The sequence below is a fragment of the Blautia sp. NSJ-175 genome (assembly GCF_022867815.1).
Taxonomy (GTDB): Bacteria; Bacillota; Clostridia; order Lachnospirales; family Lachnospiraceae; genus Blautia; species Blautia celeris.
This window is the reverse complement of the sequence record NZ_JALIFQ010000001.1, coordinates 520,572-533,383: the sequence shown is the minus strand read 5'-3', so window position 1 is coordinate 533,383 and position 12,812 is coordinate 520,572. Positions and strand designations below refer to the sequence as shown.

General features: G+C 46.5%; 12 protein-coding genes and 7 tRNA genes. 2 read left to right on the top strand and 17 right to left on the bottom strand.

What is annotated here, in order from left to right; translation table 11 throughout:
- Positions 1-99: 99 nt before the first annotated feature.
- Both MUB35_RS02455 and MUB35_RS02450 read right to left on the bottom strand, forming a co-directional pair.
- The gene (locus tag MUB35_RS02455; RefSeq protein ID WP_244805721.1) at positions 100-1,545 is read right to left on the bottom strand and encodes a DUF2812 domain-containing protein; all 1,446 of its coding nucleotides are present in this window, start codon (positions 1,543-1,545) and stop codon (positions 100-102) included.
- On the bottom strand, positions 1,481-1,861 hold the full coding sequence (locus MUB35_RS02450) for a PadR family transcriptional regulator (RefSeq protein ID WP_052099652.1): 381 nt from the start codon (positions 1,859-1,861) through the stop codon (positions 1,481-1,483). Before MUB35_RS02450 ends, MUB35_RS02455 begins: the two co-directional genes overlap by 65 nt.
- Positions 1,862-2,145: 284 nt before the next feature.
- Here MUB35_RS02450 and MUB35_RS02445 point away from each other — a divergent pair, with 284 nt between their 5' ends.
- The gene (locus tag MUB35_RS02445) at positions 2,146-3,348 is read left to right on the top strand and encodes a coenzyme F420-0:L-glutamate ligase (protein WP_033143010.1); all 1,203 of its coding nucleotides are present in this window, start codon (positions 2,146-2,148) and stop codon (positions 3,346-3,348) included.
- Between the two features lie 111 nt (positions 3,349-3,459).
- Entirely contained in the window at positions 3,460-3,615 is a 156-nt protein-coding gene (locus MUB35_RS02440) for a hypothetical protein (protein ID WP_033143009.1), read from the top strand.
- Positions 3,616-3,684: 69 nt separating this feature from the next.
- Here MUB35_RS02440 and MUB35_RS02435 read toward each other — a convergent pair.
- From MUB35_RS02435 to MUB35_RS02365, 15 genes are all read right to left on the bottom strand, one after another.
- Positions 3,685-3,765 (bottom strand) — tRNA-Leu (locus tag MUB35_RS02435).
- A gap of 41 nt (positions 3,766-3,806) precedes the next feature.
- Positions 3,807-3,879: transfer RNA gene (locus MUB35_RS02430), tRNA-Lys, on the bottom strand.
- Between the two features lie 16 nt (positions 3,880-3,895).
- A tRNA-Gln gene (locus MUB35_RS02425) sits at positions 3,896-3,967 on the bottom strand.
- Between the two features lie 19 nt (positions 3,968-3,986).
- Positions 3,987-4,060, bottom strand: a tRNA-His gene (locus MUB35_RS02420).
- Positions 4,061-4,091: 31 nt separating this feature from the next.
- Positions 4,092-4,165: transfer RNA gene (locus MUB35_RS02415), tRNA-Arg, on the bottom strand.
- A gap of 21 nt (positions 4,166-4,186) precedes the next feature.
- A tRNA-Gly gene (locus MUB35_RS02410) sits at positions 4,187-4,257 on the bottom strand.
- Positions 4,258-4,285: 28 nt separating this feature from the next.
- Positions 4,286-4,360: transfer RNA gene (locus MUB35_RS02405), tRNA-Pro, on the bottom strand.
- Between the two features lie 227 nt (positions 4,361-4,587).
- Positions 4,588-5,070: a metallophosphoesterase gene (locus MUB35_RS02400; RefSeq protein ID WP_033141865.1), complete on the bottom strand. Its 483-nt coding sequence runs from the start codon at positions 5,068-5,070 to the stop codon at positions 4,588-4,590.
- 22 nt (positions 5,071-5,092) lie between these two features.
- Complete coding sequence (locus MUB35_RS02395) at positions 5,093-5,692, bottom strand: XTP/dITP diphosphatase (RefSeq protein WP_033141866.1); 600 nt, start codon at positions 5,690-5,692, stop codon at positions 5,093-5,095.
- A gap of 6 nt (positions 5,693-5,698) precedes the next feature.
- Entirely contained in the window at positions 5,699-6,850 is a 1,152-nt protein-coding gene (locus tag MUB35_RS02390) for a THUMP domain-containing class I SAM-dependent RNA methyltransferase (protein WP_103733000.1), read from the bottom strand.
- The gene (yfcE, locus tag MUB35_RS02385) at positions 6,850-7,392 is read right to left on the bottom strand and encodes a phosphodiesterase (protein WP_033141868.1); all 543 of its coding nucleotides are present in this window, start codon (positions 7,390-7,392) and stop codon (positions 6,850-6,852) included. Before yfcE ends, MUB35_RS02390 begins: the two co-directional genes overlap by 1 nt.
- A gap of 38 nt (positions 7,393-7,430) precedes the next feature.
- Entirely contained in the window at positions 7,431-7,760 is a 330-nt protein-coding gene (locus tag MUB35_RS02380; RefSeq protein WP_033141869.1) for a rhodanese-like domain-containing protein, read from the bottom strand.
- 934 nt (positions 7,761-8,694) lie between these two features.
- A complete protein-coding gene (locus MUB35_RS02375) occupies positions 8,695-9,324 on the bottom strand; it encodes a D-sedoheptulose-7-phosphate isomerase (RefSeq protein WP_054353270.1) in 630 nt (209 codons plus the stop codon).
- Positions 9,299-10,309 (bottom strand): ROK family protein, encoded by a 1,011-nt coding sequence (locus MUB35_RS02370; RefSeq protein ID WP_033141871.1) that lies wholly within the window; start codon positions 10,307-10,309, stop codon positions 9,299-9,301. Before MUB35_RS02370 ends, MUB35_RS02375 begins: the two co-directional genes overlap by 26 nt.
- A 32-nt stretch (positions 10,310-10,341) precedes the next feature.
- Complete coding sequence (locus MUB35_RS02365) at positions 10,342-12,774, bottom strand: alpha-mannosidase (RefSeq protein WP_103732918.1); 2,433 nt, start codon at positions 12,772-12,774, stop codon at positions 10,342-10,344.
- Positions 12,775-12,812: the final 38 nt, after the last annotated feature.

The following is a 12,812-nucleotide window of genomic DNA, read 5'->3' as shown; positions in this document are numbered from 1 at the left end:
TCTCCCGGCAGACAGCCAAAATACATTCTATTCCCTATACGCCGTTTTTTTATCTCTGCTCCACCGTCCTCCGGGTCCCCGATTCTCCATGCAGACACTTTATAAAATCCCCGGCAATCTCTTCATTTTATCAGCTGCACGGCTGTCAACGATTTCCTTGCTTAACCCCGGGCCCTGGTCCTTGTATCGGATCACCAGTATATAGGGACCGTTTCGTAAAACAGATATCCGGTAAATCACCTCAGCCGGCACATCGCCTGCCGCAGCTCCGTCTGCTGTTTCCTGTTCCGTAGGAATACCTCTCTGATCACTGTAGCGCCGGATATAGATAGAACCGTCCCAATAATCACCGTCTTCCTCATAACCTGGTCGGTTCTCTGACAATTTCCGTATATAATTCAAGACTGCTTTATATCTGGATTTGTATAAAGTATAGGAAAAGTCCTCCCTGCAGATCTCACTCGGGAATGTGTTGTAGCTTTCACTTTCCAGCAAAATACTGGCGTTTCTCGTATGAACTGACCTCCCTTCCTCTCTATCTTCTGCTTCTTTCTTTTCCGTTTCCTCACCTTCCGCATTCTTATTCCCCGCAAAAAGTTCAGAACATTTCAGGAACGGACCATTTCCGGTCATCCATGTATCCTCCCCGGACGACTCCATATCGAAAATCGTATCTATTTTATACATCCCAAACATCATAATCATTACGGCAGCCATACCGGCTGCTAGGTACCTCCAGCGAAAACCTTTTTTCCTTCTGCTCTGTGAAAAAAGACTCACACTCCAAAAGACAATAAAAAATATTAACAGGTTCGTCAGTGTCCTCCAGTCACGTTCCTGAACAGTCACACGCACCACAGTGATATAGAAAAGTACAACCAACAGCAGGCAAAAAACTTTCTCAGCAATGTCTTTTACCATAAAGACAGAATAAGGTCTGTACAGCACCGGCATTTTCCGTGATAAATTTCTCTTTGCCATCTGACACCAAACCAGATAGGAAACGATACCGGCCAAACCGCCCAAAAGCAGGTACAGTATACAGAACAGCACCAAAATCCCCGCATTACTTTCCAGAAGTGACTTCATTAAATACCCACCCAGTTCCGCACCTCCTGCCAGTACAGGCCAAAAATAAATCAAGGTCCAAAGCACACCCACAAACATCGTAAATGCGGCCTGTTTCCGATACTGGGTCTTCACCGCTTCCATTTTCATTTCCTCATCTGTCTCTATGGGAACGATATCCCTGTTATCGCTCCACAAAATCTGCCTGCACTTCTCAGCACACACAAAATGCCACCCTGCACTCTCACAATAGAACTGAAAATTTCTCGATTCCTCATTCTCACTGCCTTCCCACATGGAAACATCCTTCAGGATGGCAACTGAAAATTTCACATCCTTTGGAGTCTGCCGCTCAAATCCCCAGAAACTCCCCCGGGCGTCTCTCAGCATCCATCCCCGCGCTGCCATTTTTTCAAAGAAGCACTCCATTGCCGGAACGTCCAAAATCCCAAAGCTTTTCCATCTCCAATACAGCATCCCTATCCCCCTCCAATCCGGCGGCCCCGTCCCTGGCCATGGCTAAAATGCGGCGGTACTCCTTTTTCAGGGAGTCATTTCCCTTTTCCGTGATCCTATACCACTTTTTCCGTCCTTCCTGCCTTGTCTCTTCGATCATATCCCCCTCCTGGAATTTTGCCAGAAGCGCATACAGAGTTCCGGGACCAACCTGCACACGCCCGCCCGATAAACCTCTTACTTTTTCCATAATATCCACTCCGCAGCACTCATCCTGAAGCGACATCAGAATATAGTACATGGGCTCCGTCAAACTCTGAAACTGTTCTCTGGGCATACCCGTTTCCTCCTTTTTAAATGTTTTTCTCTTTGATGGTTTTTCCTGACTTTTCCCTGGTTTGGATTCCATTACATCCGGATTCCTGAGTCCCTGATATCGATACTCGATATTTCTTATTTTTATTATAATATCGTATAACGATATTGTCAATCCAAAACGATTCCGGCCAAATACAATTTTTTTGTCGCTTTATGTCAGGAATTACTTGCTTATTTCGGCAACAAACCGTAGAATAGTAATGGTGGCAATGTCCACAAATTTAAAAATGGGGGAATATCATAATGTCTAAAATGGTAGGTACCATATCCCGCGGCGTCCGCGCTCCGATCATCCGTGAAGGTGACAACCTGTCCGAAATCGTAGTGGACTGCGTGCTGGAAGCCGCAAAGAGCGAACCTTTTGAGATTCGCGATAAAGATGTAATCGCTGTCACAGAGGCGGTGGTTGCCAGAGCCCAGGGCAACTATGCCAGTGTGGAACAGATTGCCAAAGATGTACATGAAAAATTCGGCGATGACACCGTTGGTGTCCTCTTCCCGATTCTCAGCCGTAACCGCTTTTCCATCTGTCTGAAGGGAATCGCAAAAGGCTGCAGAAAGATCGTCCTCATGCTGAGTTATCCTTCTGATGAAGTAGGCAATCATCTTGTGGATCTGGATGTCATGGACGAAAAAGGCGTCAATCCATGGACAGACGTACTGTCAGAAGAAAAATACAGAGAATTGTTCGGATACGAAAAACACGTATTTACCGGTGTTGACTATGTGGACTATTATAAAAATGTGATCCGTGAGTGCGGTGCAGAAGTGGAGATCATTTTTGCCAACAATCCCAAAGCGATCCTGGACTACACAAAAAGCATACTCACCTGCGATATTCACAGCAGAGAGCGCACCAAGCGCATCCTGAATGCCAACGGAGCGGAAAAAGTATACGCTCTGGATGATATCATGACACAGAGCATTGACGGAAGCGGATACAATGATACATACGGACTTCTCGGCTCCAACAAAGCCACTGAAGACACGGTAAAGCTTTTCCCGATCCACTGCCAGGAAATGGTTGATTCCATACACAGCTCCATTCTGGAAAAAACAGGAAAACATGTGGAAGTCATGATCTACGGTGACGGCGCATTCAAAGATCCGGTGGGCAAAATCTGGGAGCTGGCTGACCCGGTAGTCTCTCCGGCCTACACAGACGGCCTGAATGGAACACCCAATGAGGTGAAGCTGAAATACCTGGCGGACAATGATTTCGCCGACTTATCAGGAGACGAGTTAAAGGCTGCCATCAAGAATTACATCCAGGAAAAGGACGAGAAGGCAGAAAACCTGAAAGGCACCATGGTAACCCAGGGTACTACACCAAGACGCCTGACAGATTTGCTGGGCTCCCTGGCTGATCTGACCTCCGGTTCGGGAGATAAAGGTACGCCTATTATCTATATCCAGGGGTATTTTGACAATTATACAAAAGAATAGCGGGAATGAAACACCAGGATTATAGTCTTTTATCAGACAGAATCCTGGTGTTTTTCCAATATCCCGCATATTTTATTCTAAGCATACGCATCCTATTGCTGAGGTGATTTTATGGCATCCTATATATCCCCGGCAATCCGGGACAAATTTGAAACTCTGTCCATTGATCTGAAAAACTGTATTCTGGAACGAAATGTCCAATTAGAATCACTGCCTGATTTGATCAAAGTTCTGGAAGATATTGTGGCAGAGTCAGAAGGCAGATAAAAGGCCTGAACACAAAAAGGATTCTCCTCTCAGTAAAAATGAGAAGGGAATCCTTTTTTATTTTATTCCTGCGGATAACAGGACTTGAACCTGCACGTCGTAGACACCAGAACCTAAATCTGGCGCGTCTGCCAATTCCGCCATATCCGCATATCAGAAAAAAAATAGGAACAAGCACTTGCTTGTTCCAGTGAAGCATCGGGGATTCGAACCCCGGACAACTTGATTAAAAGTCAAGTGCTCTACCAACTGAGCTAATGCTCCATAATTAGACTTTGAACTGGGCTAGCTGGATTCGAACCAGCGAATGCAGCAGTCAAAGTGCTGTGCCTTACCGCTTGGCGATAGCCCAAGAGCGCCGTAACGGCAAGGGTGGATAGTGGGATTCGAACCCACGGCCTCCAGAGCCACAATCTGGCGCGCTAACCAACTGCGCTATACCCACCATAATCCATTGTGCGTCTAAAACACACAAGCGTGCTTGAAGGGATTCGAACCCCCGACCCACGGCTTAGAAGGCCGTTGCTCTATCCAGCTGAGCTACAAACACATCCTCGGTTTTGCAACCGAAAGCGGGTGATGGGAATCGAACCCACATATCCAGCTTGGAAGGCTGGTGTTCTACCACTGAACTACACCCGCACGGGCATTTCATGCACTTGTTGAAACATCGGGGTGACAGGATTCGAACCTGCGACCTCCTGGTCCCAAACCAGGCGCTCTAGCCAAGCTGAGCCACACCCCGAAAGGTATCTTACCGTCCTGTGCAAGTGCTCTTGCCTGACGCAAGATAAAATATACCATAGGGAAAGTGAAAAGTCAACACTTTTTTTTAGAATATTTATTTCTATTCCATTTTTTTACAAAATGCCCCGGTTTCCCCTTCATCCATTAGCAATTCCCGTCAAATCATATATGACTGCGGGATGGCATCCTTCAGCGGGACTGAAACTGCCATCCCAGCATTTTTCATTATTTCAGATAATTAATTGTATAGTGAGCTTCTCCATCCCTGTCGATTTCCATGAGGATAAAACTCGGCTCGTGTCCCCACTGTCTGGGATAAGAAATACTCCCCGGATTTAATACCGTCAAGTCATCTTCTATCTTCAGTTCAGGTCTGTGGGTATGTCCATACATGGCTATATCAAAGCCCCTGGCCCGCGCCTCCTCCTCAAGGCGGCTGGTTCCCATGGAAACGCCATAGTAATGCCCATGTGTGAGCAGTACGTGGTAGTCCTCCAGCCACAGTTCCTCCTCTCTGGGAAGGTCTGAAAAGAAATCATTATTTCCCGCCACAATATGTACCGGACAGCCTGAGATCGCTTCTATATAATCCTCATGCCCTTCCACATCTCCCAGATGGATCAGATGCTGTATATTTCCCACCTTTTCCAGAACCTTTTCAAAATTCTCCTCGTGACCATGGGTGTCGCTGACAATTAATACCTTCATATTTGAAAGTCCTTTCCATTTATTATAATAAATGTTCCTTTTCCAGCAAAGCTTTCATACTGCGCAGCGCATTTCCCCTGTGGCTCACGTTGTTTTTCTCCTCAGGCGGAAGTTCTGCAGTGCTGCAGCCCCTCTCAGGAAGGAAAAAGATGGGATCATATCCAAATCCATTTTCCCCTCTCTCCTCATAGCCGATGATACCCTCTATCGTACCCCGCGTCACCAGTTCCCTGCCGTCCGGAAATACGGCGGCTATGGCGCACACAAACCTGGCGGTACGCTTTTCATCCGGTACACCCTCCAGGCGGTCCATGATATTTTGGTTCTTGATCCTGTAAGAAGTATCCTCGCCCATGTAGCGTGCGGAATAGATTCCCGGCTCTTTGTTGAGGTAGTCCACCTCCAGCCCGGAATCATCAGCAAGTACCATCTCACCCGCCAGTCTGCAGACTGCACGCGCCTTGATCAGCGCATTCTCCTCAAAGCTCAGTCCATCCTCCACAATATCGGCCTCAATGCCGGCTTCTTTCATGGACAGGATTTCAACCGGCAGACCTTCCATGATCTCCCGTATCTCTTTCATTTTATTTTCATTGCCGGTTGCAAAGATCAATCTTTTCATCTTTTGTTAACTCCTCTTCTTTTTCGGGGGCTTTGGACCCAGGAACTGATAAAAGTACGTCTTGATCATACCATTGTATATCTTCCTGTTTTTATCCGCTTTTCTTCCTATATATCGCTCTGCATCCTCATAAGCGGTGATCAGATACATGGACCAGGAATCCAGTGCCTGATAGCGCTCCCCAATCGTTTCATAGAGAGACGGCAGATTTTCTTTGTCTTCCAGACGCTCCCCATAAGGAGGATTCGTGACAATAAAACCATATTTCTTAGGATGGCTCAAATCTTTGATATCCCTCTGCTGAAAATGTATCAGCTTGTCAACGCCGGCCCGCTCCGCATTTTCCCTGGCTCCCTTCACCATCTCGGGGTCCAGGTCGTATCCCTGGATATCTGTATCTACGGACAGATCTATCATCCCCTGTGCTTCCTCCCTGACCTCATACCAATGCTTTCTTGATATGAGATGTTTCCAGTCCTCACAGAGGAAATTCCGTTTCATTCCCGGTGCGATATTGGCGGCGATCATGGCTGCCTCAATAGGAAATGTTCCGCTGCCGCAGAAGGGATCCACTAAAATACGGTCCCTGTTCCATGGAGTCAGCATCAGCAGGGCTGCCGCCAGAGTCTCTGTTATGGGAGCCTTACTTGTCATCTGCCTGTATCCTCTCTTGTGCAGGGAAATCCCTGACGTGTCAATACCAATGGTGGCAACATCCTTCATAAAAGCGACACGGATAGGAAAACTGGCACCATCCTCCTCAAACCAGTCCACATGATACACCGATTTCAGGCGCTCTACCATAGCTTTTTTCATAATGGACTGGATATCTGAGGGGCTGAAGAGCCTGCTTTTGACAGAGTTGGCTTTGGCAACCCAGAATTTTCCGTCCTGCGGAATATATTTTTCCCAGGGAAGGGCTTTTGTCTTCTCAAATAACTCTTCAAAAGTGACTGCTTTGACTTTCGCCACCTTTAAAAGTACCCGTTCTGTGGTGCGCAGAAACATATTTGCCCGGACAATTGCCCCGGCATCACCTAAAAACGTTACTTTCCCGTCCTCCACCTCGCTGATCTCATATCCCAAATCCTGTATTTCCCTTTTTAACACTGCCTCCAGACCAAAATGGCATGGTGCGATCAATTCAAATTTTTCCATTATAATTTTAACTCCTTAACAATCTCCCCGCCAAATCCGCGGATTGAGAACAGACCGTCCTCCAGTACCGCATAGGTGGGAATATTTCCTTCCTTGGGAATGGAAACAGAACCCGGATTCAGAATGGTATAATTTTCTTTCTTTTCCGCACGCAGCACATGTGTGTGGCCGTGAATAAAAATATCTCCATTTTTCAGCGGCGGCAGATTCTCTTCATGATATACGTGTCCATGGCTGGCATAAATAGTGCGCTCACCATCCATGATAATACAGTAATCCGCCATAATCGGAAAATGAAGCACCATCTGGTCCACTTCCGCATCACAGTTGCCGCGTACCACATACAAATCATCTCTATGTTCATTGAGCATGGCAATGACTTCTTTCGGTGCGTAATCTTTTGGAAGATCGTTTCTTGGGCCGTGGTACAGCAGATCACCCAACAGAATCAGACGGTCTGCCTTCTCCGCCTTATATGCCTCCAACATCTTTTTACAGTAATAAGCTGAACCGTGGATGTCTGATGCAAACATGTATTTCATAAGTATATTCTCCTCTGTTTTTCCTTAAACTGTCTAATCTACTTTATTTTACTATGCTCTGAAGGAAAATACAAGTTCGTTCCTTTATATGCGTGGAATCCACCCACAACAGATTTTACACGGAAGCCTCTCTGCATCAGTTCTCTGGCTGCCAGAAGGCTGGCGCTTCCTCTGTCGCAGTAGAGCACAAGGATCTTGTCAGCAGGCAGCTCCTCATAAATATCCAGCTCTTCATAGGGAATATTTACAGCTCCGTCAAAATGTCCCGCTTCATATTCTTCTCTGTCACGCAGATCTATAATCATAACATTTCTGTCACCATGATATCTGTCTAAATCATGGGCTGAAATTGTTTCAATACCAGTCATAAGAAATACCTTTTTCTTCTATTATATGCATTCCAAATCCAGGACGTAAATAACAGAAACCACGCAGAGCGTGGTTTCCCTAACATGAATCAGGGAGATTCCGGATTGGTGTCCGGAATCTCCCTGGCTGTATCCTCTTTTATACTAATTAATAACCGTACTCAGAAGATGTGTTGTTTTTAGAAGAATTTTTGCTGTTGGAGTTGGAGTTCTGTGAATTTTTGCTGTTGGAAGAAGATGCATTCTGAGAGTTTCTTGTTCCACAGTTCTCTGTTCCGTTTTTACTTCCTGAATAGGAATTCTTCTGTGAGTTCTGGGAATTCTGGGAGTTCTGAGAATTCTGGGAGTTCTGTGAGTTCTGAGAGTTCTGAGAATTCTGGGAGTTCTGTGAGTTCTGGGAGTTCTGAGAATTCTGAGAATTCTGAGAGTTCTGTGAATTCTGGGAGTTCTGTGAATTCTGAGAGTTGTTTGCATTAGTGGATTTGTTGCTGCCTAATTCATTGCTATAATTTTTAGCCATGACTTTACCTCCTGGTTGTACATTTTTTATTTACAGTCTTATTATGTCTTTTCTGCCTCAAAATATTCGCCGCAGTTCAATTCTTCTTGTTTTCGTCAATATATCCGTAAAAAGTAATAATATTCCTTTTTGTCATGCGTATCTCGTCAAAAAAGGATTGCATTTTTTTTCCTTTTATATTATAATATGGGTTGTAAAAAGAATTTACCCTTCAAAAATTTTTTTTACATTATAACCCCTTATTTAATTATTTATACTCCCCTCGAAACACCCTGTAGCTCCCCTACAGGGTGTTTCTCTTTTTATTTTTAAGAATACCGGGCAGCACCGGCTGCCCAGAAATACATTTTTGATACAAACGTGAAAAATCCGCAGCGGCCTCTCACAAAGCCCTGCGGATTTTCTTATTATGAGTTATCCAAAAACTGCCTCCTCCAGCATAGCACACAGCGTGTGGTACAGAGGCAGTGTATACTCCTGTACACGATATGTCTCTGTGGACGGCATGCGGAAACAGACGTCACAGTATTTTAAGAGAGCAGACTCCTTTTCTCCAGTTATCCCCAATACCTTCATGCCCTTTACTCTGGCAGTCTTTGCTCCCTCCACAATATTTGCGGAATTGCCAGATGTAGTCATTGCAATAAGCACATCTCCCGGCTGTCCGTAAGCATACACCTGCTGGGCAAATATCATGTCAAAGGAGGTATCATTTCCCACTGCAGTCATGAGGGAAGTGTAACTGTTCAATGAGATGGCCGGGATCCCCTGCTGCAGCTGCTCGGATAATACCTCTCCGCCTTCCAGACTCCTGAACTTTTCTTTCTCCTCGTCCGGCAGTTCGCGCTTCAGCAGGAAACCTTTCATCAGCTCTCCTACAATGTGCTCTGAATCAGAGGCGCTGCCTCCGTTGCCGCAGACCAGGATTTTCCCTCCATTTCTGCAGCTTTTCAGAAGAAGCTCAAAAGCTTCCCACACAGGCTGTTCCTTAAGAACCGGATAATCCTTCCGGAATTTTTCATAGACTGCATTTTCTCTGCCCATTTTTACCTCCCTGAATCGCAACGGAAAGTGCCGCATAATCACCAATCTTATTTCCCAGCTCAGCCGGCACGATCCGGCATCCCTCTCTTGAAATAGCCAGTGCTTCCTGCTCGATGACCCGCTGCGCACATGGCCACAGTAATTCTTCGCTTCTCTCATAGACACTGCCCAGTACAATAATCTCCGGATTCAGTATATCTATAAGGATAGCCAGCCCCCGGCCCAGATAGTAGCCGCTGGTTTCATAGATGTCAAGAGCCAGAGGGTCCCCGCTTTTTGCGGCAAGAGCTACGGTCTTTGCTGACAGCTCCTCTATCTGTTCAAAGCTCTGGCAGAAAGAAGGACGTTCACCGATCTGCAGCTTCTCCAACACCTTCATCCTGGCAATCTGGGCAATGCCTCCGCCGCTGCAGAATCCTTCAAAGGAGCCGGACTTGCCGAATCCCACAGGACCGCTTTCTGTCATTCTCACATGACCTACTTCTCCTGCCATATTGTTGGCACCATTGTAAAGCTTTCCGTCCAATATAAGACCGGCTCCCATCCCTGTGCCGTAGGTGAGAAATATCACATGCCGGCAGCCTCTGGCTGCTCCGAATTTCCATTCTGCCAGTGCACAGGCATTGGCGTCATTCTGTATGTATGTGGGCACCCGGAATTCCTTTTCCATAATATCCACAATGGGAATATTGTCCCAGCCATATAAATTAGGCGGATTTTTAACCACTCCCTTTATATGGTCCAAAGGCCCTCCGCAGCTTATCCCTATGGCCTGCAGTCTTTCCGTCTGTATATCATTACGCCCGAGAAGTGCCCGGACTGCTCCAAACAGATCATGGATCACGCAATCCGGTCCTCTCCTGGCCTCTGTAGCAAAGCATACTCTGTCAAATATTCGGCAGTCCTCATCTGCTTCCCCTGCCTCACCCAGCACTACTGCGCATTTTGTGCCGCCTATATCAATACCAATCACATAGTCTTTCATATCCCAATCTCCTCGCAGGCATTTTTAGCGCGTCACTTCTCCCATTCCATGAAATTCACCTCTGCAGGTTCAGAATCCACGGAACGGCTGACGAAAAATGTCTTAATCTCAAACGGCTTAAATTCCGCGCGAATGGTTTTTTCAAGGAAATGGATGCAGATATCTGCCTGACACTCCTTTCCCTCTGTCTCATAAAGCCTGAGGATATATCCATCCTGCTTCTCTGCCTTTTTAAGGGCAGACAGCACCACATTGTTCCTGCTCACCGTCAAAAGTTCCGCCTTCTGCGGATATTCGCCCTTATGGTATGTCTCGATCACTGTAACACAGGGCTGATTGAGTTCTTCTGCACGCTGCACCAGATGCGCCTCTCTGCCGCTGCCCAGGTGTGGTACGATGGTATAAGAGAAGTTCTGTATTCCCTGGTCTGTAAACTGATAGTCGTCTTCCTCCTCATCCAGAATATACGGATTGTGGTGGGCGTATACAGGACTTCTAAGAACTGTCAGCTCCATACAGTTTCCTTCCATGCAGGCACTGTATTTGCAGTCATTTAATATACCGATACCACAGATTATTTTATTATTGGCCTCCTGCATACCTGACAGGTCCATCCAGCGCTGAACCGGTTCTTCCTCCCCATTGCATGCTTTTTCTATACAGCCAAAAGGAATTTCATAGATTCCTCTGTACTGATCCAGAGCAACCGGGAACTGGATTTTTACACACCGGAATTTTTCCTGCCAGTTGATCTTTGCAGACACTCTGACGGATTTATCTTCCTTATATAATGTATATATTTGGACCAGGGTAGAGCTTTTGTACTTGCTGATCACACGGATACTGCTCCTTACCGGTCCATCCTCTGTCTTTTTCACGGATTTCGGTTCAAAGTATCCCTCTGTCTCATGAAATCTCGTGACTCCGTGGCTCCATGTGTCGGAGTTATCCTTTACCACCACAACTCGTCCAAAGGCTCCGTCACAGTATTCAATCTTGTTTTCCTTATCCCATATGGAAATAACAGCTCCTGTCTTCTCTTCAAACTGCACACGGACCAGAGCGTTTTCTAATACCAGGGCCTGCGATGTGTGTTCTGCCTCCTGCTCCTGATCCACTGCGTAGATGCGGAATACAGCGTAACCAAGTGACGGCACGCCTGCCTTGAAGACGATCCTGTTTCTGCCGTTTACCTTCGCGTCCGAAGATATTTTCTGGGACGGTACCACATTTCCGCTGCTGTCCTTTACGATATAAGACTCCCCTCTGCAGGAATTACCGAACATTCCGGTTTCCACTTCTACATATTCCTCTACGTCCCAGCCATGGGGATTGAAAACCACTGCGGGGAGCATATTCTCCTCCTGATCGATCCCGATATGGAAGGAAACTGCCTGAAGACTGTTATTCTCATTTCTCGCCGCAATGGACAGAGCTTCCCCTAATTCATTCCTGGTATCCTCATATGCCTTCTGAATACTGGAGCCTGCCAGGATGTCATGGAACTGGTTAAACAGAACACGTTTCCACCCCTCTGTCAGTCCCTCTGTATAGCCATGCCCTGACACAAGCTCTGACAGAACAGAAAACTTCTCTGCCCTCAGAAGCGCATTCTCCGCCTTGCGGTTATAGCGTTTCACCTGTGATTCCGCACTGTAACAGCCGCTGGAATGATGCTGCAGATCCCCATGCACTACCGGCAGGTCATATTCCCTCTCCTTAAGTTTCTCGAAGTAAAAGTCAGGATCCGCAAAAATGATTTCCACGTCATCCCATTCTCTCTGCAGCTTTTTCACAGTTTCAATATTTTCGATTGTAGGACCTCCACCGTGGTTGCCCACACCGTAGAAACACATCAGCTCATCCACACCGGCGTCAAATTCCTCTCTGCAGGCTCTCATGTGATCCTCCAGCCTGCCGAATGTGCAGTAGGAAAACGGCAGCCGAAAAGCATGTACCCTGGAACCGTCATCTGATTCCCAGATAAAATTCCTGGCCGGCAGGCCTTTTTCATGAGGACCCGGCCGCATGAATACATAATTCTCCATGCCGGACAACTGCAGGATCTGCGGCATCATTCCCTGGTGACCAAAGCTGTCCACATTGTATCCTGTTTTGGCTGTTACACCGAATTTTTCCATAAAATAATTCTGGGCTATCAAGGCATGACGGGCAAAAGATTCTCCGCAGGGGATATTACAGTCAGGCTGCACCCACCAGCCTCCGCAGATCACCCAGCGCCCTTCTCTTATCCTCTTTTCGATCTCTGAAAACATTTCCGGATCATTTTTTTCAATCCACTCATAGAACTGTGCGGAGCTTGATGTAAATATTACATCCTCGTATTCACCCAAACGCTCCAGCGCAGATTTACAGGTAGCTTTATTCTCCTGGAATCCCTCCTGCCACGGCCAGAGCCATACAGGGTCAAGATGTGCATTTCCGATCATATACATTTTCTTCATAAACGTAACCTCCCAATTTCAGTAAGATGTGCATTTGC